This is a genomic window from Mesorhizobium sp. B2-7-1 (assembly GCF_006440735.1).
In the GTDB taxonomy this organism is placed as follows: domain Bacteria; phylum Pseudomonadota; class Alphaproteobacteria; order Rhizobiales; family Rhizobiaceae; genus Mesorhizobium.
Genome location: NZ_VFUA01000067.1, coordinates 1 through 24234, shown reverse-complemented (window position 1 = coordinate 24234; position 24234 = coordinate 1). Strand labels below are relative to the sequence as shown.

The window sequence follows — 24234 nt, the reverse complement described above, 5'->3', positions numbered from 1 at the left end:
AAAAAATACTTGTTCTGGAAAAGTCGGGGGACTAGCATCCTTTTGACCGGCCGACAGGAGAACAGCCAGCGGCCGGGAATGGGAGAGATGACCGATGCTGTCGGTTGAGGCAGTCAGCAAGACATTCGGCGGCGTGCAGGCGTTGCGCAACGCCTCGCTGACCTGCGAGGCCGGCGAGATTCTCGGCCTCATCGGTCCGAACGGCGCCGGCAAGTCGACCCTCGTCAACGCCATTTCGGGCGTGCTCAAACCGGACAGCGGCAGCGTGCGCCTGGCGGGCGAGGAGATCACCGGCCGCGGCCCGGAGCATTGCGCGCGGGCAGGGGTCGGCCGCACCTTCCAGACCATCAAGCTGTTCAAGGATTTGACTGTACGCCAGAACGTCGAGGTGGCGCATATCACCTGCCGCGCCGTGCGCCCCGACGCCGCCGGTCGGATCGGCGTCGATCAGCTGCTGCAGCAATACGGGCTGGCGGGCTTCGCCGACAGCCCGGCCGGCACGCTGCCTTATGGCAGCCAGCGCCGGCTCGAGATCGCCCGCGCGCTGGCGCTGGCGCCGTCGCTGTTGCTGCTCGACGAGCCGGCGGCCGGCCTCAACGAGGTCGAGTCGGAGACGCTGGCGATGGCGATCGAAGGCATCCGCCGCGACGTCGGCTGCGCCACCATCGTCATCGACCACGACCTGCGCTTCATCAACCGGCTCTGCGACCGGCTTTGCGTGATGGACCAGGGCCAGGTGATCGCTTCGGGCGAGACGGAAGAAGTGTGGCGCGATCCGCGCGTCATCGAGGTCTATGTCGGGCAGTCGGAGACAGCCTGAGGGCCCGGGAAGAACAACCACAACGAGAGGAAGGAGGGGTAGAATGGAAAAGATTTTGCTGGGAGCCGCGGTGCTGACCGCCGGCCTGCTGCAGGCAGGTCATGCTGGCGCCGCCGATCTCAAGATCGGGCTCGCGGTCGCCATGACCGGCGCCTACGCGCCCTACAGCGAGGCCGAGGGCGCGCGCTGCATGGCCGACAGACTGAACAAGGCGGCGGGCGCGAACGATCCCAAGGTCGAGCTGATGATAGAGGACAACCGCTCCGACCCGCAGCTTTCGGTTTCGCTCGGCCAGAAATTCCTCGATGCCGGCGCGCAGATCATCACCGGCGTGCCGTTCCCCGATGCGCTGATCCCGATGGCGCAGACCGCGCAGCCTTACGGCGCCACCGTGTTCTCGGCACCGAACACGCAGCTCGAGATGCAGCAGGCCGGCCTCGACAATTTCATCGCCGGCGCCGTGCCCGATCCGATCAACGCCTCGGCCACCGCCAACGCGCTTTACGGCAAGGGTGCGCGGACTGTCGCGCTGATGGTGTCGCCCGACGCCGGTTCCTATTCGGAAAAGCTGCCCGAATGGTTCGGTGAGGTGTTCGAGCATCTCGGCGGCAAGGTGGTCGGCAAGTTCAATTATTCCTACGGCACCACCGACTGGTCGCCGCAGATCGCCTCGATCAAGGCGCTGCCGCATAAGCCGGACGCGATTCATATCTGCGCCGTGCTGCCGGATGTCGGCATCCTCATCCGCCAGCTGCGCGCCAATGGCTATGACGGCTGGGTGGCCGGCTGCGACGCCTTCGACGACAAGTCGCTGGAAGGCACCGTCGGCGATCCGAAATCGCTGGACAAGGTGATGTTCGCGACCCATGGCGCGACGGGCGTCGACGGCCCGATCGACAAATTCCTCGCCCAGTGCAAGGCCGACGGCTACAAGATCAACGGCATCTTCGACGCGCTCGGCGCCGACATGGTGCAGATCAGCTACGAAGCGGCGAAGAAGGCCGGCACCGTCGACCCCGCAGCCTTGCGCGAGGCGATCCGGGCACCGGGCGGCTATCCAGGCACGACGGCGCCGACGATCTCCTTCGCCGAGAAGAAGGGTTATCCGGTGAAGGCTGTGCCGGTGATGGGCTTTGCCGACGGCAAGCGGGTACTGATCACCGACACGCCGCCGACCTTCGTTCCGGCGTTGAACTAAGGCGGGGCGGGGACCAGGTGCTGAAGGTCGAGAAGCTTGTCGTGCGCTACGGCGCCGTCACGGCGGTGCGCGAATTGTCGCTCGAGGTCGGGCAGGGCGAGCTTGTCGCCCTGCTCGGGCCCAACGGCGCCGGCAAGAGCTCGACCATCAATGCGCTGACCGGCCTGGTAACGCCGGCTTCGGGGCGCATCGTGCTCAACGGCAAGAATATTTCGCATGTCCGCACCGAGGATCGCATCCGCGCCGGACTGACCTCGACGCCGGAAGGCCGGCATATTTTTTCCAATCTCAGCGTCGGCGAAAACCTGCGGCTGGGGGCCGCGACAAGACGCGATCCCGCCGGGGTGCGCCAGGACATCGAACGGTTCCTGTCGCTGTTTCCGGTGCTTTCAGAACGCTTCGGCCAGGCGGCCGGAACGCTTTCGGGCGGCGAACAGCAGATGCTGGCAATCGCCCGCTCGCTGATGTCGCGGCCGAAGCTTCTGCTGCTCGACGAGCCGTCGCTCGGGCTGGCGCCCAAGATCGTGGCGCGCATCTTCGATTTCATCGGCGAGCTGAAGGCGCAAGGGCTGACGCTGCTGGTGGTCGAGCAGAACGCCAAGCAGGCGCTGCGCTTCGCCGACCGCGTCTATGTCGTGAGCTCGGGCACGCTGCGCTATGACGGACCGCCGGCCAAGCTCGCCGACGAGCACGGCCTGTTCAACCTCTATATCGGCGGGTAGGCGGCGAGATGGACTATGCTCTGCAGCAGCTTCTCAACGCGCTCGCCTTCGGCGCCGAATATTCGCTGGTGGCGCTCGGGCTCGCCGTCGTCTTCTCGATCATGGGCCTGGTGAATTTCGCGCATGGCGAAATCATCGGCGTCTCGGCCTACAGCGTATTCCTGGCTGCCGCGCTCGGGCTGACCTCGCCCTTCGTCGCGGTGCTGCTTGCCGTCGGCATGGCGGCGCTGGCGGCGGTCGTGTTCGAGCGCGTCGCCTTCCGTCCGGTGCGCTACGCGCCGACCACGACCGGCCTGCTCACCGCCTTCGGCGTGTCGATCGTGGTGCAGAACCTTTTCATGCTTTTGATCTCGCCCAAGCCGCAGTCGGTCTCGATCCTCAATGGCTTGAACCAGATGTGGTTCTTCGGCCCGTTCGCCGTCTCCTCGCTGCAGGTGATGGAACTGATCGTCTCGGGCCTGACCATCCTTGCCCTGGTGCTGTTCCTCAACCGCTCGACGCTTGGGCTGGCCATCCGCGCCGCCTCGCGCGACTTCGCAACGGTGCGGCTGATGGGGATCAAGGCCAACCGGGTGATTGCCACGGCCTTTGCGATTTCAGGCGCCTTGGCGGGCATCGCCGCCGTCTTCATCCTGGCGCGGCGCGGCAGCGTCTCGCCCGATCTCGGCTTCGGCCTGGTGCTGAAGGCCTTCGTCGCCTGCGTCATCGGCGGCTTCGGCTCGCTGCCCGGTGCCGCTGTCGGCGGCATGCTGCTCGGTTTCATCGAAGTCGGCCTGCTCGTCGCCCTGCCGCAGGAATATGCGGGCTTCAGGGATGCGCTTACCTACGCCATCATCGTCGCGCTGCTCGTCTACCGGCCGGAAGGCCTGCTCGGCCAGCGCATCGAACTCGGCGATAAAGAGATTTAGGGCGGGGAGATCTGACGTGACAGGCTCCGAACTCTCGCAAGCGGTCGACCAGATGGCGGCTCCGACTGGCGCAAAGCGATCCAGCAATGCGCTTGTCCGCTCGCTGATCGGCGGGCTGGTCACGGCGCTGCCGGTGCTGGTGATCGGGCTCCTGGTGCTGAACTTCGCGCCGACCTACTACACCTTCCTGGCGCTCGGCGCCTTCGTGAACCTGATCGTGGTGGTCGGGCTGCAGGTGTTCATGGGCAATTCCAACATCGCCAATCTCGGCCACAGCGCCTTTGTCGGGCTGGGCGCCTATGGCGTCGCCATCCTGTCGACGCCGCTTGCCATGAAGAAGCTGTCGATCCCCAACGCGCCTTTCGGTTTTGCGACGCTGGAGCTCGATCCGGTTTCGTCCGCGATCATCGCGCTCGCTGTCGTCGGCATCGTGGCGCTGGTCAGCGGCAAGGTGATCAGCCGGCTGTCGGGGGTAGCGGCGACCATCGTCAGCCTGGCGCTGCTGATCATCGTCCACTCGGTATTCCTCAACTGGACCGACCTGTTCAAGGGCAACCAGGCTTTCTTCGGCATTCCGAAAGTGGTCGGCCTGCCATGGATGCTGGTCTTCGCGGTGCTGGCGATCGTTCTGGCGCGGCTGTTCAAGGACAGCCGTTGGGGCCTGCAGCTGCGCGCCAGCGCGCAGAGCCCGCAGGCGGCGGCAGCACTCGGCATCGACGCCAAGAAACTGCGGCTGATGTCGTGGGTGCTGTCGGCGCTGATCTGCGGGCTCGCCGGCGTGCTCTTCGCCTATTTCGCCGGCACGATCAGCCCGAAGCTTTTCTATTTCCAGATGATCTTCAACACGCTGGCGATGCTGATCCTCGGCGGCATGGCGACGGTGACAGGGGCCGTCACCGGCGTCATCGTGCTTTCGATCGGGCTGGAATTCATCCGCAGCATCGAGTCCGGCGTGACCGTCGTGGGTATCCAGATGCCGCAACTGCTCGGCCTGTCGGGCGTGGCGCTCGGCGTGGTCATCGTGCTTTGCATGGCGTTCCGGCCAAGCGGCATCAGCGGCCGGCATGAGCTAGACGAGCTGGTCTCGCTTCTGTTGCGTCGCAACGCCAAATAGCTCAGTCATTTCCTGGTGGAGGGTTGAACGTGGAATTTGAGGAGAGGGTGGCGGCGTATGCGCCGAAGCTCGAGGCGCTGCAGGCAGAGCTTGCAAAGCGCGGCGTCGAGTTCGTCGAGGTGCATACGGTCGACACGTCGGGCGTCGTGCGCTCCAAGATCACGCCGCTGAAGCTTTCCACCTATGGCGAGGCGATCAACGCCATTCTCTATTGCGTCACGCATGGCGACGGGCAGCCGATGGGGGACGTGGCCTTCGCTTCGCCGAGCGCCAATGAGGAGAACGGCTTTCCCAACATCAAGGGCGTCATCGATCCGGACACGGTCGTGCAGCATGGCTGGAAGCCTAAGTTCGCCTCGGCCATCACGCGCTCCTACATGCTCGACGGCGCGGTCTGTCCGTATGATCCGCGCGGCGTGCTGGCGCGCGTCGAGGAGCGCGCCAGGGCGCTCGGCTATGAGCCGAAATTCGCGCTCGAATACGAGTTCGGCATCTTCCACGCCGACCACGATCTGATGCGCGCCGGCCGCTATCGCGAGCTGAAGCCGTGGGGCCATTCGCTGATCAACTACGACTTGGTGCGCAGCGGCGAGTACCAGGATTTCGCCGCCGAGTTCATCACGCGCATGAAGAGCATCGACATCGGCGTCGCCTCGCTGGTGACCGAATATGGCTACGGCATGTATGAATATGCGCTGACGCCGAAGAGCGCTCTCGCCGCGGCGGATGCAGCCATGCGCGCCAAGCTGCATCTGCGCGAGCTGTGCGCCGAGCACGGACTGGTCGCCACCTTCATGACGCGCTTCCAGCCGCCCGGCAAGGAAAGCGCCTGCGGCGCGCATCACCATGTCAGCCTGTGGCGCGACGGCAAGCCTGCCTTCGCCGCCGGCCCGAACCGGCTGACGCCGGTCGCGGAAAAATTCCTCGCCGGCGTGCTCAATCGCATGCAGGAGACGCATATCTTCTTTCGGCCGACGGTCAATTCGTACCGCCGCTTCGATCGCGGCGCGTGGTCGCCGGAAGACGTCGCCTGGGGTTTCGAAAATCGAACCGCGCCGATCCGCGCCATCACCACGCCGAACGACGCCGCCTGCCGGTTCGAGCACCGGGCGCCGGGCGCCGACGTCAATCCCTATCTGTCGATCGCCGCGATCCTGGCGGCCGGCTGCGAAGGCATCGAGAAGGATTTGCCGCTCGAGGCGCCGGTGACGTCCAACCTTGCCCATCTCGACAAGCCGAAGCTGCCGCGCACGCTGAACGCATCCATCGAAGCCTTTGCCGCATCCGATTTCTGCGCCGAGGCTTTCGGCGAAGCATTCCGCGACAACTACGCCGAAAGCCGCCGCGCCGAGCAGGCAGCCTTCGATGCCTGGCAGGCCTCGCATATCACCGACTTCGAATGGCAGCGCTATTTCGTCAGCTGAGCCAGCAGACCTTCGGCGCTTTGCAACCCGGCGATCAGTTCCGCTGATCGCTGGGTCAAGCGAATTGGGGTGACAAGCGAGACGACGCTCCCTAAATCAGGCCGCTCTTGAAGCGCGTCGCGCTGAAACGAATCCAGGCGACGCGCTTTAAGTCTTTTTGTTGATGCATGTCGTTGTCCCAGAACCGCTGCACGCTTCTGAGCGACATGCATTAGGAGCGGCTTGATGACGGCGGAAGCGATCTCTGAAGGCAGGACCAGCGGCGATTTCTGGGACGGCGTGCGGCTGTCGATGCCGGTCGTCGTGGCCTCGGCCCCGTTCGCGGTGCTGTTCGGTGCGATCGCGGTCGACAATGGTTTCTCCGTCCTCGAAGCTTTCCTGATGAGCGCCATGATCTATGGCGGCGCCAGCCAGATGGTCGGCATCGAGCTGTTCGGCCAGCACGTCGCGCCGTGGCTGATCGTGCTGTCGATCTTCGCGGTGAATTTCCGCCATGTGCTCTATTCGGCCGGCATCGGCCGGCGGATCGCGCATTGGCCGGTGCTGCAGCAGGCCGCCGGCTATTTCATCCTCACCGACCCGCAATTCGCCATCGCCGAGGCAAGGGCCGAGTCCGGCCGCCCCGTCGGCTTCATCTGGTATCTGGGGCTCGGCCTGCCGGTCTATCTCTTCTGGGTGGTCGAAAGCGGCTTGGGCGCCGTATTCGGCAAGATGATCCCGGACACGCATGCGCTAGGCATTGATTTCCTTTTGCCGATCTATTTCCTCGGCCTGGTGCTTGGCTTCCGCAAGCGGCCGCTCTGGGCGCCCGTCGTCGCCGCCAGCGCCGTCGCCTCGATCATCGCCTATCGAACCGTCGGCTCGCCCTGGCACGTCTCGATCGGCGCGCTCGCCGGCGTCCTCCTGGCGGTGATCCTGCCGCCACACCACAGCGGCGTGGGCAAGCGGCCATGAGCACGACCTTCTGGATCATCCTCGCCGGCGCCGTCGCGACCTACCTGACCCGCGTCGGCGGCCACCTCGTCATCTCGCGTTTCGAGACCATCCATCCGCGCGTCGAGGCCGGCCTCAACGCCGTGCCGGCCGCCGTGCTGACGACGCTCGTAGCGCCGGAGCTGCTGCATGCCGGGCCGGCAGAATGGGCGGCTCTGATCGTCACGGTGCTGGTATCGCTGCGCGGCGGCCTGATGGCGATGTTTTTGGCCGGGGCCGCTGTCCTTATTCTGGCGCGTCAGTTCGTCGGATAGGACCTTGCTGGCGCGATCGTTTCGGATCGTCGGCGCTGCCCCTCATTGCCCTCCCGGGCATTTCTACCCGTAGAACGGGGAGAAAGAAGCCAGTCTCAAATCTTTGCGTCGTGCGGCAGCGGCGCGGTGGCTTTTTCCAGCCAGGCCAGCGTTTCGCCATCGACCATCGGGCCGATCTCGGCCAGAACCCAGGCGTGATACCGGTCGAGCCATTGCAACTCATCCCGGTGCAGCAGGTCGGTGCGGATCAGCCGCTTGTCGATCGGCGCCAGCGTCAACGTTTCGAAGCCGTGCATGGCGATGTCGCCGCCCTCGATCTGCTCCGCCGGCGTGACCAGGATTAGGTTCTCGATGCGGATGCCGTAGGCGCCTTCCTTGTAGTAGCCCGGCTCGTTGGACAGCATCATGCCGGCCAGCAGCTTTTCGGTGCCGGTGCGGGCGATGCGCTGCGGCCCTTCATGCACGGCGAGATAGGAGCCGACGCCGTGGCCGGTGCCATGGGCGAAGTCGCAGCCATGCTTCCACAGCGCCATGCGCGCGACGGCATCGATCTCCGAGCCGCGCGTGCCAGCGGGGAAACGCAGCGTCGAGATGCCGATCATGCCCTTCAGCACCAGCGTGAAACGCTCGCGCATCTCCTCGGTTGGCTGGCCGATCGGCACGGTGCGGGTGATGTCGGTGGTGCCGTCCTGATACTGGCCGCCGGAATCGAGCAGGAACAGTTCGCCGCTTTGCAGCTTACGGCTGGTGGCGCGCGACACGCGGTAGTGCATGATCGCGCCGTTCGGGCCGGCGCCGGAAATCGTGTCGAAGGAGACGTCGCGCAGCGGCATCTGCGTTTCCTCGCCGGTCCGGCGGCGCACTTCCTCGAGCTTGGTGACGACGTCGATTTCGTCGAGCGTGCCAGGCTTCTGGCGGTCGAGCCAGCACAGCAGCTTGGCGACCGCGGCGCCGTCGCGGCGATGCGCGGCGCGGCTGCCGGCGATCTCGGCCTGGTTCTTGGTGGCGCGGGGAATACGCGCCGGGTCAGCCGCCAAGACGACCTTGCCGCCATTGTCCTCGACCAGCATGCGGAGCTTCTCCGCCGCCAGCACGGGATCGAGCGCGATTTTCGCACCGCCCTTGGCGAGCTCGATGATCGCGGCTTCGAACTCGCCTGGATCATGCAGATCGGCAAGCTGGGTGAGATAGGCCGCGACCTGCCGCGAGAATTTGCGCTGGTCCATGAACAGCTGATGCTTGCCGTCGGCGGCGAGGATGGCAAAGCCGAGCGCCAGCGGCGTGTGCGGCACGTCGCCGCCACGGATGTTGAAGGCCCAGGCGATCGAGGAGGGATCGGTCAGCCCGGCGTGGGTGGCGCCATCCTTCTCGATCGCGCCTGCCAGCCGTGCCAGCTTGTCCTTGGCAAGCTCGCCGGCGAGGTTTTGCGGATGGATCTCGACGGGCGCGCGCGGCGGTGCCGGCTGGTCCTTCCAGATGATGTCGATGGGGTTCCTGTCGAGCGGTACCAGTGTCGCGCCGGACTGTTCGGCCGACGCCTTCAGCGCCTTGATCTCGCCGACCGTGTGCAGCCAGGGGTCGAAGCCGAGCCTTGCGCCCTTGCCGAGATTGTCCTTGATCCAGCTGGCCGGCGGGTTGTCGATGAGGCTTTCGACGGTGAAGATCGAAAGGTCGACCTCGCCCCGCACCTGCAGTGTGTAGCGGCCGTCGACGAAGATGAAGGCGCGGTCGCGCAGCACGATCGCGACGCCGGCCGAACCGGAAAAGCCGGTCAGCCATTTCAGCCGCGCCGAGCGGTCGGCGACATATTCGCCCTGGTGCTCGTCCGCGCGGGGGACAAGGAAGCCGTCCAGGCCGTTCTCGGCCAGCCATTGCCGCAGCAGCGCCACGCGCGGCTTGCCGACAGCCGGATCACCAGCGGAATCAAAGGTCTGGAACATTTTTGGCTCCCTCTTACGCCACCGCGGGTTTGACCGTAACCGATGCTCCGGGAAATCGGAATCGATTTCCGGCTCTCGCGACATGGCAAGGTGCAATGGGGTCTGGCGGTTTTCAACCTGTGGGCGCTTGGGCCAGCGATTACCTCAATCACATAGTTAAGCCGACATCCAATTGGAATTTCAGATTTTGCTAACATACGGAATTCACACCAGAAAAAGTCAGCACGGGCCATCTTTTGCAAATGCGGCGGTCTGCCGGGCAAGCTATCTGTTGTGCTGGTGCTGGGTTTGATCGGGCGGTGGGGTCCCCTGATCGCGTCAGGGTTGGGGATTCGGGTGTACAAGCAAAATTCGCGTATCGGGCGCCATTCGGCCGATAGGGCCGCCAAGCGCGCATGGCGATGGGGCCTTCTGACCAGTTCGGCGCTCACCGGCTTGGCGCTGACGGCAGGTTACGCTTCCGCGCAGCAATGGACCGGCGCGACGAGTTCCGACTACACGATCGGCAGCAACTGGAGCGGCGGCTCGGTTCCCAACTCGAATGTTGCGTCGGTGATCTTCGGCGCGGGCGCGAGCACCACCACCGTCGATCTCAATCAGGCCTACAGCGCCTCTCCACCGCAGGGCCTCTACTCCGCGGGGACCGTTACCTTCAACGATTCGGGCAGCGCCTACACGGTCAATGTCTCGAACACGGCCTATCTGAACATCTTCGGCGGGGTGACCAACACTTCAGGCACGACCCAGAACTTCACGGTCACGGGCGATTCGGGCAGCGGGGCCGGGTCGTTCATCAATTTCCAGAACGCCGATGCCGGCAGCAACGTTGTCTACACCGTCAATGCCTATGGCGGTCTGGCCTTCTATTCCGGCGCCAACGCTTCGGGAGCGAACGCGACGTTTGTGCTCAATGGTGGCTCTATCTCCTTGTCGGGATCAGGCACGCTTACGCTCGGCTCGGTCGAAGGCTCCGGTGTCCTCTCCTATTACGGCAATCCGAGCGGCTCGACCGGCACGTTCCAGATTGGTGGCGTCAACGCCGATACCACGACGCTCGACGCCCAGATCCAGGAACAGGATGGCGTGCTGTCGATCGAGAAGGTCGGGTCGGGCACGCTGAGGCTGACGGGGGCAAGCACCTACAGCGGCGGGACGATCCTGAGCGGCGGAACCCTGCTGATCGGAAATGACGCGGCGCTCGGTAGCGGTGGCCTGACCATGGCCGGCGGCACGACATTCGGCGCCAGCGGCGGGGCGCGCATATTCGCGCAAACCGTCACGCTCGACGGGTCGGCAACGATCGATACCAGCGATGGCGATCTCACGGTGTCGTCGGGTATCGGCGAGAGCGGCGGTCCGGCGTCCTTGACCAAGACCGGAAGCGGCACGCTGACGCTGAACGGAGCCAGCACCTATACGGGCGGGACCAATCTTTACGCCGGCACGCTCAGCCTGGACGACAACAACGCATTGGGCACCGGATGGCTGTCCGCATTCGACGGAACCGTGATCGACATCCAGGACGGCGTCACGATCAACAACAACATGACGATCGACGTCAGTCAGATATTCAATGTCGGCTCGGGAGCAACCGGGACCTATGCCGGCCAGATTTTTGAGTTTGGCGACCCGTCCACAATCGTCAAGACCGGTGGCGGGACGCTCGTCCTTACCAACAACGGCAACAGTTTCGGCTCGGGAGCCGACATCAAGGAAGGAACGCTGCAGGTCACGGGCAACCATGTGCTTGGGACGGGACCGATCACGCTGGACGGCGGCACGCTGCAGGCCGGCGCCGACAATCTCGACCTGCCCAACACCTTCCTCCAGTTCACGGCCAATGGCGGCGCCATCGACACGCGGGCGTACGATCTCAGCATCGGCGCGACCATGGCCGATATCGATACGCCGTCGGGAACTTTCACCAAGAAGGGCTCCGGAACGCTGACGATCACCGGCACGTCCGGCGGCAACAATTATTCGACCGCCACGGATGTCGCCGAGGGCACGCTTAAGGCGGACGCGACCAATATTTTCAGCGCCTACAGCGCCTATACGGTCGAGAGCGGTGCCACGCTTTCGCTGAACAATTTCAGCCAGGCGATCGGCTCGCTCGCCGGCGCCGGTACGGTCGACAACGGTTCGGCGAAGCTGACGACCGGCGGCAACGGCAAGTCGACGATATTCTCCGGGACTCTCTCGGGTTCGGGCGGCCTGACTAAGACGGGCAGCGGCACGTTCGAGCTCTCGGGCGCGAGCACGTTGTCCGGCACCACCGAGGTGGAGGCCGGGACGCTGCTGGTCAGCGGCTCGCTGGGCGGTTCCGCCGTCAAGGTCGACGGCGGCGCCACGCTTGGCGGCGGAGGCACGATCAAGTCGCTCGATGTTTCGGGCACCGTCGCGCCGGGCAACAACGCAATCGGGACGCTGACGGTCAACGGCGCCGCGAGTTTCCAGTCGGGTTCGACCTATGCGGTGGAACTCAATTCCGCCGGACTATCGGACCTGATCGATGCGTCGGGCGCGGCCACCATCGCCAGCGGCGCGGGCCTGACCGTGACCAATGTCGGCGCCGGCGGCCTCGTTGCCGGCACACGCTATACCGTGCTCGAGGCCAGCAGCGTCAGCGGCACCTTCACGGTGAACAATCCGCAGCTTTCCGCTTTCCTCAGCGCGACAGCCGTCTCCGACGCAACCCACGCTTACGTCGACATCGACCAGACGAAGAGCTTCGGTTCGGCCGGACTGACACCGAACCAGATCGCGGCCGGCGCCGGGCTGGACAGTGCGGCCGGCAGCGCCCTGACCAGCGCGGTGCTTGCGCTGCCGAGCGATGCGGCGGCGCAGGACGCCTTCGGTCAATTGTCGGGCGAGCTTCATGCTTCCGCCAAGGGCGCGCTCGTCCAGGACAGCCACTTCCTGCAGGACGCCGTGACGGCGCGCCTGCGCGCCGCCTTCGGCGACAGCGGCACGACAGCGGCGCTGCCCGTCATGGCCTATGGCGAGGACGGCGTTCAGCCGGTGACCGCGGATACGGATCGCTTCGCCGTATGGGGGCAGGGCTTCGGTTCCTGGGGTGGCGCCGACAGCAACGGCGACGCCGCCGCTTTCGACCGCTCGACCGGCGGTTTCCTGATGGGCGCCGACGGCATGATGGGCGATTGGCGCGTCGGCCTTGTCGGCGGCTACAGCCACACCAGCTTCGATGTCGACGACCGGCATTCTTCCGGCGACAGCGACAACTATCATCTCGGCGTCTATGGCGGGACGAATTGGGGTTCGATCGCGTTGCGCACCGGTGCTGCCTATAGCTGGCACAGGATCTCGACGTCGCGTTCGGTCGCTTTCCAGGGATTCGCCGACCAATTGTCGGCCGATTACGATGCCGGGACCGCGCAGGCCTTCGGCGAACTGGCCTACAGGACCGATGCCGGGCCGTTTGCCTTCGAACCCTTCGCCAATCTCGCCTATGTCAATCTGCACACGGACGGTTTTGCCGAGACGGGCGGCGCGGCCGCGCTGACCAGCGCCAGCTCGACCACCGATGCCACCTTCACCACGCTCGGCGTCAGGGCTTCGACCGATGTCACGCTCGGCGGAATTTCGGCCACGGCGCGCGGAATGTTCGGTTGGCGCCATACCTATGGCGATGTCACGCCGACCTCGACATTCGCCTTTGCCGGCGGCGACGATTTCAGCATCGCCGGCGTGCCGATCGCGAGGGATGCGATGCTGGTGGAGGCAGGCTTCGACGTCCGGCTTGCGGCCAATATGACGCTTGGCCTTTCCTATGCCGGGCAGTTCGGTCCCGACGCCTTCGACAATGGCTTCAAGGCCAATCTCGGCGTCAAGTTCTAGACGCTAGGCGCTGCCCTCCGGCGGATGGCCGGCTTCAGCGCTTGAGGTGGATGGTCACCCAGCCTTCGCGATGCAGCGTGCGGACGTGGCGGAAGGCTTGGCCGACATAGGCCGAGATCACCGCGTCGCGCTGCCGGTCCAGGATGCCGGAGAGCACCAGCGAGCCGCCGAGGCTGATGTGCTTGGCCATCTGCGGCGCGAGCCGCATCAGCGGCCGGGCCAGGATGTTGGCGACGATGAGGTCGAAGGGCGCGCGCCTGGCGAAGATCGGATGATGGAAGCCGGGCGCCGCCGCCGCCTCGACCAGCGCCTTGACGTGGTTGAGGCGGGCATTGGCGGCGGCGACGCGGACGGCGACCGGATCGATGTCGGTCGCCAGCACCGGGATATGCGCGAGCTTTGCGAGCGCAATCGCAAGCACCGCGCTGCCGGTGCCGAGGTCGAGCGCGTTGCGCGGTTTCTCGCGCAGCACCACGTGCTCCAGCATTTCGAGGCAGCCGGCGGTGGTGCCGTGATGGCCGGTGCCGAAGGCAAGGCCCGCCTCGATCTCGATGGCGAGGTCGCCGGCGTGGCGCTTGGCGCGGTCGTGCGAGCCATGGACCAGGAAGCGGCCGGCGCGCACCGGCTTCAAGCCTTCCAGCGAGCGCGACACCCAGTCGACATCGGGAATGACCTCGCGCTCGACGGGCTTCGGCAGGCCAAGACCGGCGAGTATATCCCTGACCCGCGCTTCGAAGGGATCGACGTCGCCATCGGCATAGAGCGACACTTCGTGGATGTCTTTCTCCTCGTCGAGCTCCAGCACGGCGATCGGCAGGCCATCATCCTCGAAAGCGGCGTCGAGCGCCGCGAAGATGCGGTCGGCCTCGACCTTGTTGGCGGTGAAATGGAGCCTGGTCTGCCCCATTAGGTTTGCCCACCGCCAGCCAACCGCTTCAGCTTGGCGATGGCGGTGTCGGCGCTCTCGCCATAGGCGATGGTGCCGGCGAAATCGCCCTTGGCATTGAGCAGCAGCACCGAAGCGGTGTGGTCCATCGTATAGTCGCCGTCGCCGGTGTCGACCTTCTTCCAGTAGATGCCGAAGGCCTTGGCCATGGCGTGCACCTTGTCCGGATCGCCGGTGATGCCGGTGATGCGGTCGGAGAAATTGCTGACATAGGTGTTCATCGTCTGCGGCGTGTCGCGTTCCGGGTCGACGGTGACGAAATAGGCGTTGAGGTTCTTGCCGCCGTCGCCCATCGTCTTCAGCCAGCCGGCAAGCTCGAACAGGGTCGTCGGGCAGACTTCCGGACAATGGGTGAAGCCGAAGAACACGACGCTCGGGTGGCCCCTGAACGCCGCTTCGGTGATCGGCGCGCCTTTCTGGTCGACCAGGGTGAAGGGCGCGCCGAAGGGCTCGCCGCCATAGTGGCCCCGGTACCAGTCGAATGTCAGCCAGCCGATGCCCGCCGCCATCAGGACGAGAATGCCGACCAGGATTGAACGCATCATCAGTGAATGTCCGTCGCCATTGCCTTGGCAGGAAGCCAAGTTTGGCGACAGTCTTAACGGGTCGGCGCCGGGCGCGCAAAGATGTCGCGTTGCCGCAAGCTGCTGCCGGTGCAGGCCGGTCGGGGTGCTGCGCCTTACCGATCCTTAATTTGAACGGCTTTGCCGCCCACCTATCTTCTATCTTCCATAAGACTTTGATGATGGAGCAACCGATGGCCGGCGCGCCAATATCCTATTCGAAGACCCAGATCTGGCTGCATTGGAGCATCGCGGCGCTTATCCTGGTCCAGTTCGTCGCCCATGACGGCATGGAGCATGTGTGGCGCGCGCTGCGCCGCGGGCAGGAGGCCGCCGCCGGCGACTGGCCGCTGGCCTACATGCATGTCGTGCTTGGCCTCGCGGTGCTGGTCCTTGCCGCCTGGCGGCTGTGGCTACGGGCCACCCGCGGCGTCCCGCCGGTATCGGGCATGGAGCATCCGGCGCTGCGGCTGCTCGCCAGGCTGACGCATCTGGCGATCTACGCGCTCATCTTCATCGTGCCGCTTTCCGGCGCCGCGGCATGGTTCCTGCAGGTGCCCGGCGCAGGCCTGGTGCATGTCCTCGGCAAGAACATCCTGCTCTATGTGGTGCTGCTGCACATCGCCGGCGCGCTCGTCCAGCATTTTGTGCTGAAGTCGAACGTGCTGCGGCAGATGCTGGCCTTCCGGCAGGCTTAGGTCTTCTCGATCATCGTGCGGCTTGCAAACGCCACGATCCCGTCCCACCTGACATCGGCAAATGTGAACCGTGGAGGCTTACTTGCGAAAACTGATCGGCTTGTTCGCCGCTTGTCTTGCCCTGAGCGCCGGTGCGGCCATGGCTGACGAGGTGGGCAAAGTGGGTGTCGACTGGGTCGGCAACGACATCATGGTCGACGCCATCAAGGATCCGAAGGTCGATGGCGTCACCTGCCATGTCGCCTATTTCGACCGCAGCATCATCGACCGGCTGCACAAGGGCAACTGGTTCGAGGATCCCTCCGATTCCTCGATTTCCTGCCGCCAGACCGGGCCGATCACCATCGGCGACATCGACATGAGCGGGGGCGGCGAGGAGGTGTTCAAGCAAGGCCTCAGCCTGATCTGGAAGAAGCAGGTGGTGAACCGCATCTACGACAAGAAGAACGAGACGCTGATCTATCTGTCGCATTCGCGCCAGGTGCAAAACGGCTCGGCGAAGATGTCGATCACGACCGTGCCGCTTTACGGCCAGAACGTGGTGTGGACCAAGGGCAAGCCGCAATAGCTTCCCGACAGGCTTGGCCGGGGGCAGGTCGCGCTTGCGGGGGCGTCCCCGCCAGCGTAAAGCCGCGTCATGGACCGTCCTGAAAACCTCGTCCTCAAGGATCCCGAGCCGCGCATCCATCCGACCGCGGAGCTCAAAGGCTGCAAGCTCGGCCGCTATGCCTCGATCGGCGAGCGGGTGATCCTGCGCGAGGTGAGCGTCGGCGACTTCTCCTATTTCGAGCGTCATTGCGAGGCGATCTACACGACGATCGGCAAGTTCTGCTCGATCGCCGCGAACAGCCGCATCAACGCGCTCGAGCATCCGATCGAGCGGCTGACGCAGCACAAGGTCAGCTACCGGCCGAACGAGTATTTCCGCTGGCTGGGCGTCGACACGGAATTCCGCGCGCGGCGGCAGGCAAAACCGGTCAGCGTCGGCCACGATGTCTGGATCGGCCACGGCGCGGTCATCATGCCGGGCGTTGCGATCGGCAACGGCGCCGTCATCGGCGCCAATGCAGTGGTGACGCACGACGTCGCGCCCTACACGATCGTCGCCGGCGTTCCGGCCAAGCCGCTGCGCCAGCGGTTCCCGGCGGCTGTCGCGGCGCGCATCGAAGCGCTCGCCTGGTGGGACTGGGCGCCGGAGAAACTGGCGCGCGCAATCCCCGACATGCAGGCCATGCCGATCGAAGCCTTCCTCGACCGCTGGGAAGATAATACCCACTGACCCGCAGCAGAGAACGCCGTCAAGAAGCATGACGGCGCTGTCTGGATGCTACGCTTGTTCTTGGGGATTGTTGCCCCTTCCGCCATGCGGGGGTGGCGCAGCGGAAGGGGCTGGAGGTAAACCGCCGTGAAGCGGAAGGAACAGGCTTCTTTGCCTGCCTCGGCACTATCGCAAACAAACCGATAAGGTGGTTTTTCACGCGGCTGCGCTTCTTGCGTGCATCCGATTGCGACCGGCTGTGGCCAAGAAAGTTCAATCCCTGGGAACCGCAAGCAGCGGCAGTTTGTTTCTTCGCAAATGTCCGCGTGTCCACGGTTTTCGAGGATTTGCATGATCGAAAGGGTTTTCACCACGATAGCCAACAGGGTGGCGCATCTGGCGGGCCTGCCGCCGACCTTCGCCATCTGCGTGCTGATCGTGGTTGCATGGGCGGCGAGCGGCCCGGTCTTCGGGTTCTCGGACACCTGGCAACTGGTCATCAACACCGGCACCACCATCATAACCTTCCTGATGGTGTTCCTGATCCAGAACACGCAGAACCGCGACGGCGCGGCGATCCAGGCCAAGCTGGACGAGCTGATCAGGGTCAGCCGCGCCCACAATCATTTCATCGGCATCGAGCACCTGACGGAATCCGAGGTCGAGGAAATCCGCGACAAATGCGAGGCGGCGGCAAAGCGGCATGGCCGCAAGATCGCGGAAACGGCGGCCAAGAAGGCCGTGGCCGGAAAGAACGGTACCGGGCATGCGCCCAAGACCGGCGGCGCGGCCGCAAAGAAGCCTGCGGCCGGGAAGAACGCCTCGAAGAAGAAGGCGGCGGCTTGAGAGAGCCGTCAGCGGTTCATAAAGGCCGCGAACGCATCCTTGTGATCGGGATGCCAGCGCGACAAAGCAGGGCGGTTCTCGATGATGTCGCCGATCGCCCAGGCCATGCGCTTTTCATCCGTCGGCCGCGCGACGTCGTTGTCGGGGCAAAGGATGTAGAAGTCGTCGTCCATCAGCGATTTCAGCATGAAGTCGATCACCTGCTCGCCGGTCCAGGCGCCGGCGGGCTTTTCCGTCGCGCCTTCGGTCAGGCCGGTATAGGTGAAGCCGGGGATCAGCAGATGCGCGGACACCCTGGCTCCAGGCTCGTTGCGCAGCGCGTGCGCCAGCCCTTCGGTAAAAGTCTTCACGCCGGCCTTGGAAACGTTGTAGGCGAGGTTGCCGGGCGGCGTGGTGATGCCCTGCTTGGACCCGGTGTTGATGATCAGGCCCGGTTCGCCCGCCGCGAGCATGCGCGGCGCGAAGGCCTCGACGCCATGCACGACGCCCCAGAAATTGATGTCGAGCAGCCGCTTCCAGGCGTCGCGGTTCTCCCAGGGCTTGCCCGGATTGTTGCCGACGCCGGCATTGTTCATCAGCACCGACACCGCGCCGAAGGCGCCGTTGGCGAGGTCCGCCAGCCGGTCGACCTCTTCTCCCTTGGAGACGTCGGTGGGGATCGGAAGCACGGCATCGTCGCCGGCGATCGCCGCGACCGCCTCTCTTGCCTGGTCGAGGCGCATGCCGCCGATATCGGCAAGCACCACCTTCATGCCCATCGCCGCGAAGCGTTTCGCGGCGGCAAGGCCGATGCCGCTGGCGCCGCCGGTGATGACGGCGACATTGCCGGAGGCGAAAGCGGGCAGGGCGGTCTGGATCTGGGCGTCGCTGGTCATGATTTTTATCCTGGTTCGGGTCGGGCCGAACTTAACGCGAGGCGCCGCCGAGGCAAGGCCGGTCCATCCCGATGGTTGACCGCAGGAGCGGCAACGGGTTGACCGCAATGGCGGCAACCGGTTGACCGCGGTTGCCGCAACGGGTTGACCGTTGCAGCGCCCGCCGCGCATGTTGTCCTGAAAAGGAGTTCGACATTTGACCGACTGGATCGGAATCCTGAAGGAGCAGACCGCCAACGGCGACCAGATGGGCCGCGAGGTGCCGAAGATGCTCGCCAATCCCGACATCGACGAAGCGCAGGTGAAGACGTTGTTTTCGGCGCTGGAAAAGCACGCCGATTTCGCCGAGAAGCTGCGTCTCGCCCTGGAAAAGTTCGGCCACGACTTTCCGGTCATCAAGGCGGCCGAACGGCTGGAGGAACGCTATGCCGACCTTGCCGCCTCGGCGGCGGAGAAACTGAAGGCGATGCGCAAGTAGGTCCTATTTTTCGATCAGCCTCTCGAAGCGCTTGTCCGGCGCGAACCAGACGGCCGCCACCAGCACATAGATCGCCACGCTGATCCATTGGTTGAAGAAGCTCAGCAGCACGGCAACGATATAGAGCGCCAGCGAGATCTTGCCCTTTTTGTCATGGCCGACTGCCTTGGCGAAGGTCGTGTCGACGCCGTGCAGATGACGAAGCTTGATGACCAGGATGGTGTAGGCGACGGCGCAAAGCGCGAGGTCGATGCCATAGACGGCGACCGGCGCGGGCGCGAAGTGGTTCTCTCCCATGAACGCCGTGGTCACCGGCATCAGCGACAGCCAGAACAGAAGGTTCAGATTGGCCCACAGGACGCGTCCGTCGACGCGCTGCACGGTGTGGAACATGTTGTGCAGATTGTTCCAGTAGATACCGACATTGATGAAGGACAGCACATAGCAGAAGAAGATCGGCCACAGCGGCACGAGCGCCGAGAAATCTTCGCCATGCGGCACTTTCAGCTCCAGCACCATGATGGTGATGATGATGGCGACGACGCCATCGGTGAATGCCTCGACCCGTCCCTTGCCCATGATTCCTCCCTCACTCCGGGCAGACGTTACGGGAGGACGCGGCGCCTGGCCATCCTGCCAGAATTGTCAGGAGGGCGTTCGCCGGCTGGAACAGCCGTCATTAACTAGGCGTTGGGCTTGCAGCCGCCGGAGGTCGCCATGACCAGCTACGCTCAGACCATGACGCGTGACAATGAACTTGGCGGGGGCGCCGCAAAGGCCGCCGTCGCCGCCATGATCGCCGTGCTTTTTGCCGGCAGCACCGCGCTGACGCCGCTCTACGTGATCTACAAGCAGGCCTTCGGCTTCTCGCAGATCACGCTGACGCTGGTCTATGCGGTCTACGTCGTCGGCAACCTGGCGGCGCTGCTGTTTTTTGGCCGCCTGTCCGATGCCGTCGGACGCCGCCCTGCGGCACTCGCCGCGATGGCGGTTGCGCTGGTCAGCGCGCTGTCTTTCCTCTTTGCCGAAAACCTCGCCTGGCTCGACATCGCCCGCATCCTCAGCGGGCTCGGCATCGGTATCGGCGCGGGCGCCGGAACCGCGTGGCTCGCCGAACTGATCGAGGGCAAGGACAAGTCGCGCGCCGCCGTCATCGCCACCAGCACCAACTTCGTCGGCCTCGGGGTCGGCGCGCTCATGTCGGGATTGCTCGCACAATACGCGCCATGGCCGCTCAGGCTGACATTTGCCGTCTATCTCCTCCTGCTTGCGCTGGTCACCCTGCTGATCTGGCGCACGCGGGAAACCGTCACCAGGCCGGGACGGTTCTCCGACGTGTCGCTTCGGCCACGGCTTTCGGTGCCCGACGATATCCGCGCGCAATTCGTGGCGCCGGCGGTGACCGGTTTCGGCGCCATGGCGCTGGTCGGCTTCTATGCCGCGCTGGCGCCGAGCATCCTAGCACAGCAGCTCCATGCAACCAATCACGCCGAGGCCGGCGGGCTTTTCTTCGAGCTGTCGATCGTGGCGGCCATCACCATCGTCGCCACCGCCTGGCTCTCCAGCCGCTCCACCATGCTCGCGGCGCTGGCGCTGATGATCCCCGCCGTGGCGCTGGTCGTGGCGGCGCAGGTCTACGCATCGATGGCGCTTATGATCGCCGCGACGGCGGTCTGCGGCGTGGCGGCGGCGCTCGGCTATCGCGGCGGCTTGCAAGTGGTCAATCAGATCGCGCCCGCCGACCGCCGCGCCGAGGTCGTGTCGGCCTTCTTCATCTGCTGCTTCTGCGGCAACGCGCTGCCGGTGATCGGCATCGGCATCCTGTCGAGCCTGGCAAACGCAACCACGGCAAGCCTGGCTTTTGCCGGCATGATCATCGTCTTCTCGCTGGTGGCGCTCGGCTTCGGCGCCAGATACGCGCGGTAGCGTTAGCTGTTCGGTGGCTCCGGCAGCAGTTGCGCGCGCTGGCGCGGCACGCCGAGGCCGGTGTCGGGCGGCTCGCCCGCGGCCGGCCGGTCTTCGATCATATGCATGGTCCGCCAACGGCCGAAGCGATAATAGGCGGCGGCCAGCACCAGCGAAGCGATCGAGCCGGCCGGAAAGCTCCACCACAGCGCTTCCTGGCCGATGACGCTGCGCATGGAATAGGCGAAGCCGGTGCGGATGATCAGCACCGAGATGATCAGGATGATCAGCGGCGGCATGACGGCACCGGTGGCGCGCACCGTGGCGAACAGCACGATGGTGACGCCGAACAGGATGAACGACCAGGACGCCACCTTGTTGATGTGCGCGGCGATGTCGATCGCGGCGCTGTCGCCGATGAGGAAAAGGCTGAGCACCGGGCGGTCGAAGACGAAAAGCAGCGCCACCAGCGCGCCGGTCAGCACCAGGTTGAAGCCGACGCCGGACGCCGCAACCTTGCCGATGCGGTCCCAGCGCCCGGCGCCGACATTTTGTGCCGCCATCGAGGAGACAGCGGCGCCGATCGCCAGAGCCGGCATCTGGATATAGGTCCAGAGCTGGGCTGCGATGCCGTAAGCGGCCGCGACCTGCGATCCGTAGGAATTGACGATGCCCATCACGGTCAATGCCGCGGCCGAGATGACGATCATCTGCAGCCCCATCGGAATGCCCTTGAAGACGACGATGCGCAGCAGCGCCGGGTCCGGCTTGAGCAAGGCGAGATCGCTGCCAGCCAGCCGCAGCGGATGTTTGCGCACATAGAGCACGATCAGGATGGCGATCACGCTCACCGTCTGACCTATCAATGTCGACGTCGCCGAGCCGGCAATGCCGAGCGCGGGGAAGGGGCCGATGCCGCGGATCAGCAGCGGATTGAGCACGACGTCAAGGACGACCGCCAGTGCCATGAAGACAAACGGGGTGCGCGAATCGCCGGCGCCGCGCAGCACGGTCATGACGAAGGACAACAGGTTCATCATCGGCACGGCGACGAAGATGATGCGTAAGTATGCGCGCGCCAGCGGCAAGGCATCGGCCGGCGTGCCGAGCCCGGTCAGGATGGCGTCGACCCAGATCCAGCCGCAGACGGCGAACACGACCGAGATGAGGAAGAAGAAGGTGGCGCTGGTGCCGACGATACGCCGGGCCTCGGGGAGGTCGCGGGCGCCGACCGACTGGGCCACCAGGATAGTCGCCGCCATGCCAATGCCGAAGACCGTGCCGAGGATCAGGAACAGCACCAGATTGGCGTTGGAGGTCGCGGTAAGCGCCGCCTCGCCGAGGAAGCGGCCGACCCAGACCGCGTTGATCGAGCCGTTGAGCGACTGCAGCACGTTGGAGCCCAGCACCGGCAGCGCAAACAACAGCAGCGTGCGCGGGATCGGGCCGCTGGTCAGGTCGTGGGTCCGCCGGCGGGCGGGCTTTTTGTCATCCATGTTGTTATCCATGGTGGGCACTGAAAATGAATCAGGCCCGCGATGCTATCGCAGGCCTGACGCTCATGCATCCCATTACGCTTGGCAACGGCTGCCGCCGCCGCCCGTGTCCCATTACTGGGTGGTGTTGCCGGAAAGGCCAGGCAAGGTGACCTGATAGACCAGGAAGGTGGTGTCGACATCGGCGCCGTCCTCGGCCTTGTAGGGCGCGCCGACCTGGAAGCCGTCCTGGGTGAGGAAGTCGTTGTCGTTGGCGACGAACAGGAAATAGTCGTCGGGCAGCTTCGGGTCGAGCACGGAGACCAGTGACATTGCTTCCCATTTCTCCGAGAGATTGTCCTTGTCGTTCGGCGCGCCATTGTGAAGGCCGAAGCGGCCGAGCTCGCCCTTGTCGTTCATGTCGATGAAGGAGGTGAGCTTGGCAGGCGTCACCGACGGGTCAACGACGCCCTTGGGCGCGACCGGCTTGTCGGCGGCATCGAACGGACCGTTGGCGATGTCGGTCGCGGCGGAAAGGTCGACGATCTCGATCTTGCGATAGAGGGACTCGTCGCCCTTCAGCCCCTGGCCGTTGCCCGAGTCGCGCGCCAGCATCAGGAAGCTCTTGTCGGAGAGCGCGACGATCTCGCTCTGCGCGGCGACCTTGGTCTTGCCCTTGGCGTCCTTGAACACCGGCAGCGGCACGACATATTCGTGCGCCAGCTTGAGGTGAGCGAGGTCGGAAGCATCATAGACCAGCGCGCGGGTGTTCTGGCGGGTCGAGCCGGAATCGCCGCCGTCCTGGCGGGCCGCCGACTGCAGCACGGCGATCAGGAACTTGCCGTCCGGCGTCATCGACATGCCTTCGAGGCCCTGGTTGTTCTGGCGGCCGGTCTCGGGATCCTTCGGATCGGGCTCGGCGGCGCCCGGCCCGGGATTGTCAGAAGCGAAGTTCGGCTTGCCGTGGCGCATCGGCACCAGGGCCGCGGGCGGCTGCGTCGCCGACATCAGGCGACCTTCGGCCGAGAAGCGGTAGATGTTGGGTCCATATTCGTCGGAGATGAACATGGTGCCGTCGGGCAGCCGCACGATCGCTTCGTCGTCCAGCGCCAGCTTGCCGTTGTCGGCCTGCGGCAGGATGGGCATGTCGCCGGCGGCCGGCCGCACGCCGTTCAGAGGATCGAGGCCAGTGGTATCGGCGCCCTTGTCGTCGGTCAGAAGCATGGTGTCGGCAAGCGTCGCCTTGACGCCGGTCTGTTCCTGCCCGGCGGCGGGCGCGGCACCTGGAGCGGTCGGCGCCAGCTCGATCGCGATCGTGTTGAGGCGCGGGCGATAGTCGGTCGTGCCGACGACGTTATAGCCGCGGTCCGGCAGCAGCCAGAGCGAGCCCTTATAGCCCGCGCCGTCGCGCGCCCAGCCCTTGGTGTCGATCGACATGCCGGAGCCCGAACCGAAGGTCTCGCCGAACTTGTCCTTCTGGCTGGCCGGAATGCGGCCGATGCCGACCAACCCCTTGTTGACATAGGCGACGCCGTCGGCGAGCGCCGGGGTCAGAGCGGTGAACAGGGCAAGTGCCACGCCGAGCGCGACGGTTCGGTTGAGATGTTTCATCGATATCCCCTTCTTGACGAGCAGAGCGACCATTGGCTCAGAAGGGCGTGGCATCGACGATACGGCCTACCCTTGCCGTCGAGCGGTCTAGGACGCGAACGTGATGGTTGCGTGACAGGAGGGTCTCTCCCTTCTCCCCTTGTGGGAGAAGGTGGCTGAGCGAAGCTCGGTCGGATGAGGGGTGTTCCAGGGAATGCTAACGTTTCACTCCGCTGGAAACACCCCTCAACCGTCTCGGCGCTGCGCGCCGATCCACCTTCTCCCACAAGGGTGTTTGGACTGGGGACATCGCGAACAGGTGTGCGAGGACATCGCGAACAGTTTTGCATGCTATCGAGCGAGTGCATT

At 65.1% G+C, this 24234-nt stretch carries 22 protein-coding genes; 15 read left to right on the top strand and 7 right to left on the bottom strand.

Going from position 1 to position 24234, the window contains the following annotated elements:
• The first annotated feature begins 94 nt into the window (after positions 1–94).
• The 8 genes from FJ471_RS22485 to FJ471_RS22450 all read left to right on the top strand — a co-directional run bounded on the left by FJ471_RS22485 (position 95) and on the right by FJ471_RS22450 (position 7433).
• The gene (locus tag FJ471_RS22485) at positions 95–820 is read left to right on the top strand and encodes an ABC transporter ATP-binding protein (RefSeq protein WP_140806935.1); all 726 of its coding nucleotides are present in this window, start codon (positions 95–97) and stop codon (positions 818–820) included.
• A gap of 43 nt (positions 821–863) precedes the next feature.
• Positions 864–2018, top strand: a complete 1155-nt coding sequence (locus FJ471_RS22480; protein ID WP_181179650.1) for an ABC transporter substrate-binding protein — start codon at positions 864–866, stop codon at positions 2016–2018.
• Between the two features lie 17 nt (positions 2019–2035).
• The gene (locus tag FJ471_RS22475; protein WP_140806933.1) at positions 2036–2740 is read left to right on the top strand and encodes an ABC transporter ATP-binding protein; all 705 of its coding nucleotides are present in this window, start codon (positions 2036–2038) and stop codon (positions 2738–2740) included.
• Positions 2741–2748: 8 nt separating this feature from the next.
• Positions 2749–3648 carry a branched-chain amino acid ABC transporter permease gene (locus tag FJ471_RS22470; protein ID WP_140806932.1) on the top strand — a complete coding sequence of 300 codons (900 nt, stop codon included), beginning with the start codon at positions 2749–2751 and terminating at the stop codon, positions 3646–3648.
• Positions 3649–3664: 16 nt separating this feature from the next.
• Positions 3665–4762 (top strand): branched-chain amino acid ABC transporter permease, encoded by a 1098-nt coding sequence (locus tag FJ471_RS22465; protein WP_246684791.1) that lies wholly within the window; start codon positions 3665–3667, stop codon positions 4760–4762.
• Between the two features lie 29 nt (positions 4763–4791).
• Positions 4792–6186: a glutamine synthetase family protein gene (locus tag FJ471_RS22460; RefSeq protein WP_140806931.1), complete on the top strand. Its 1395-nt coding sequence runs from the start codon at positions 4792–4794 to the stop codon at positions 6184–6186.
• A 225-nt stretch (positions 6187–6411) separates the two neighbouring features.
• Positions 6412–7140, top strand: a complete 729-nt coding sequence (locus FJ471_RS22455; protein ID WP_140806930.1) for an AzlC family ABC transporter permease — start codon at positions 6412–6414, stop codon at positions 7138–7140.
• The gene (locus FJ471_RS22450) at positions 7137–7433 is read left to right on the top strand and encodes an AzlD family protein (protein WP_140806929.1); all 297 of its coding nucleotides are present in this window, start codon (positions 7137–7139) and stop codon (positions 7431–7433) included. The genes FJ471_RS22455 and FJ471_RS22450 overlap by 4 nt, the downstream gene beginning before the upstream one ends.
• 95 nt (positions 7434–7528) lie before the next feature.
• Here FJ471_RS22450 and FJ471_RS22445 read toward each other — a convergent pair whose 3' ends face one another.
• On the bottom strand, positions 7529–9373 hold the full coding sequence (locus FJ471_RS22445) for an aminopeptidase P family protein (RefSeq protein ID WP_140806928.1): 1845 nt from the start codon (positions 9371–9373) through the stop codon (positions 7529–7531).
• 336 nt (positions 9374–9709) lie between these two features.
• Between FJ471_RS22445 and FJ471_RS22440 the strand changes: the two genes are divergently transcribed.
• Positions 9710–13231 carry an autotransporter domain-containing protein gene (locus FJ471_RS22440; RefSeq protein WP_140806927.1) on the top strand — a complete coding sequence of 1174 codons (3522 nt, stop codon included), beginning with the start codon at positions 9710–9712 and terminating at the stop codon, positions 13229–13231.
• Between the two features lie 34 nt (positions 13232–13265).
• On the opposite strand, the gene FJ471_RS22435 is transcribed toward FJ471_RS22440, so the two are convergent.
• Together FJ471_RS22435 and FJ471_RS22430 are read right to left on the bottom strand one after the other, a co-directional pair.
• Positions 13266–14138 carry a 50S ribosomal protein L11 methyltransferase gene (locus FJ471_RS22435; protein WP_140806926.1) on the bottom strand — a complete coding sequence of 291 codons (873 nt, stop codon included), beginning with the start codon at positions 14136–14138 and terminating at the stop codon, positions 13266–13268.
• Positions 14138–14722: an SCO family protein gene (locus FJ471_RS22430; RefSeq protein WP_140806925.1), complete on the bottom strand. Its 585-nt coding sequence runs from the start codon at positions 14720–14722 to the stop codon at positions 14138–14140. The genes FJ471_RS22435 and FJ471_RS22430 overlap by 1 nt, the downstream gene beginning before the upstream one ends.
• Positions 14723–14934: 212 nt before the next feature.
• On the opposite strand from FJ471_RS22430, the gene FJ471_RS34875 reads away from it, so the two are divergent.
• The 4 genes from FJ471_RS34875 (at position 14935) to FJ471_RS22410 (ending at position 17542) form a co-directional block, all read left to right on the top strand.
• The gene (locus FJ471_RS34875) at positions 14935–15438 is read left to right on the top strand and encodes a cytochrome b/b6 domain-containing protein (RefSeq protein WP_181179648.1); all 504 of its coding nucleotides are present in this window, start codon (positions 14935–14937) and stop codon (positions 15436–15438) included.
• Between the two features lie 139 nt (positions 15439–15577).
• A complete protein-coding gene (locus FJ471_RS22420; RefSeq protein WP_224666856.1) occupies positions 15578–16006 on the top strand; it encodes a CreA family protein in 429 nt (142 codons plus the stop codon).
• Between the two features lie 69 nt (positions 16007–16075).
• Positions 16076–16717, top strand: coding sequence for a DapH/DapD/GlmU-related protein (locus tag FJ471_RS22415; RefSeq protein ID WP_140806922.1), 642 nt, complete (start codon positions 16076–16078; stop codon positions 16715–16717).
• A gap of 330 nt (positions 16718–17047) precedes the next feature.
• A complete protein-coding gene (locus FJ471_RS22410; protein ID WP_181179646.1) occupies positions 17048–17542 on the top strand; it encodes a low affinity iron permease family protein in 495 nt (164 codons plus the stop codon).
• Positions 17543–17550: 8 nt separating this feature from the next.
• Here FJ471_RS22410 and FJ471_RS22405 read toward each other — a convergent pair whose 3' ends face one another.
• Positions 17551–18417 carry an SDR family NAD(P)-dependent oxidoreductase gene (locus FJ471_RS22405; protein ID WP_140806921.1) on the bottom strand — a complete coding sequence of 289 codons (867 nt, stop codon included), beginning with the start codon at positions 18415–18417 and terminating at the stop codon, positions 17551–17553.
• A gap of 196 nt (positions 18418–18613) precedes the next feature.
• Here FJ471_RS22405 and FJ471_RS22400 point away from each other — a divergent pair, with 196 nt between their 5' ends.
• Positions 18614–18895 (top strand): hypothetical protein, encoded by a 282-nt coding sequence (locus FJ471_RS22400; protein ID WP_140806920.1) that lies wholly within the window; start codon positions 18614–18616, stop codon positions 18893–18895.
• Between the two features lie 3 nt (positions 18896–18898).
• Here FJ471_RS22400 and FJ471_RS22395 read toward each other — a convergent pair whose 3' ends face one another.
• Positions 18899–19474 (bottom strand): TMEM175 family protein, encoded by a 576-nt coding sequence (locus tag FJ471_RS22395; protein ID WP_140806919.1) that lies wholly within the window; start codon positions 19472–19474, stop codon positions 18899–18901.
• A gap of 138 nt (positions 19475–19612) precedes the next feature.
• Between FJ471_RS22395 and FJ471_RS22390 the strand changes: the two genes are divergently transcribed.
• Entirely contained in the window at positions 19613–20821 is a 1209-nt protein-coding gene (locus FJ471_RS22390; protein ID WP_140806918.1) for an MFS transporter, read from the top strand.
• Positions 20822–20823: 2 nt separating this feature from the next.
• On the opposite strand, the gene FJ471_RS22385 is transcribed toward FJ471_RS22390, so the two are convergent.
• Positions 20824–22296, bottom strand: coding sequence for an MATE family efflux transporter (locus FJ471_RS22385; protein ID WP_140806917.1), 1473 nt, complete (start codon positions 22294–22296; stop codon positions 20824–20826).
• A gap of 114 nt (positions 22297–22410) precedes the next feature.
• Positions 22411–23886 carry an esterase-like activity of phytase family protein gene (locus FJ471_RS22380; protein WP_140806916.1) on the bottom strand — a complete coding sequence of 492 codons (1476 nt, stop codon included), beginning with the start codon at positions 23884–23886 and terminating at the stop codon, positions 22411–22413.
• Positions 23887–24234 lie beyond the last annotated feature (348 nt).

Coding starts and splice junctions, on each gene's coding strand:
- FJ471_RS22485 (WP_140806935.1), top strand. CDS start 95: ATGCTGTCGGTTGAGGCAGTCAGCAAGACATTCGGCGGCGTGCAGGCG.
- FJ471_RS22480 (WP_181179650.1), top strand. CDS start 864: ATGGAAAAGATTTTGCTGGGAGCCGCGGTGCTGACCGCCGGCCTGCTG.
- FJ471_RS22470 (WP_140806932.1), top strand. CDS start 2,749: ATGGACTATGCTCTGCAGCAGCTTCTCAACGCGCTCGCCTTCGGCGCC.
- FJ471_RS22455 (WP_140806930.1), top strand. CDS start 6,412: ATGACGGCGGAAGCGATCTCTGAAGGCAGGACCAGCGGCGATTTCTGG.
- FJ471_RS22450 (WP_140806929.1), top strand. CDS start 7,137: ATGAGCACGACCTTCTGGATCATCCTCGCCGGCGCCGTCGCGACCTAC.
- FJ471_RS22445 (WP_140806928.1), bottom strand. CDS start 9,373: ATGTTCCAGACCTTTGATTCCGCTGGTGATCCGGCTGTCGGCAAGCCG.
- FJ471_RS22435 (WP_140806926.1), bottom strand. CDS start 14,138: ATGGGGCAGACCAGGCTCCATTTCACCGCCAACAAGGTCGAGGCCGAC.
- FJ471_RS22430 (WP_140806925.1), bottom strand. CDS start 14,722: ATGATGCGTTCAATCCTGGTCGGCATTCTCGTCCTGATGGCGGCGGGC.
- FJ471_RS34875 (WP_181179648.1), top strand. CDS start 14,935: ATGGCCGGCGCGCCAATATCCTATTCGAAGACCCAGATCTGGCTGCAT.
- FJ471_RS22420 (WP_224666856.1), top strand. CDS start 15,578: ATGGCTGACGAGGTGGGCAAAGTGGGTGTCGACTGGGTCGGCAACGAC.
- FJ471_RS22415 (WP_140806922.1), top strand. CDS start 16,076: ATGGACCGTCCTGAAAACCTCGTCCTCAAGGATCCCGAGCCGCGCATC.
- FJ471_RS22410 (WP_181179646.1), top strand. CDS start 17,048: ATGATCGAAAGGGTTTTCACCACGATAGCCAACAGGGTGGCGCATCTG.
- FJ471_RS22405 (WP_140806921.1), bottom strand. CDS start 18,417: ATGACCAGCGACGCCCAGATCCAGACCGCCCTGCCCGCTTTCGCCTCC.
- FJ471_RS22395 (WP_140806919.1), bottom strand. CDS start 19,474: ATGGGCAAGGGACGGGTCGAGGCATTCACCGATGGCGTCGTCGCCATC.
- FJ471_RS22390 (WP_140806918.1), top strand. CDS start 19,613: ATGACCAGCTACGCTCAGACCATGACGCGTGACAATGAACTTGGCGGG.
- FJ471_RS22385 (WP_140806917.1), bottom strand. CDS start 22,296: ATGGATGACAAAAAGCCCGCCCGCCGGCGGACCCACGACCTGACCAGC.
- FJ471_RS22380 (WP_140806916.1), bottom strand. CDS start 23,886: ATGAAACATCTCAACCGAACCGTCGCGCTCGGCGTGGCACTTGCCCTG.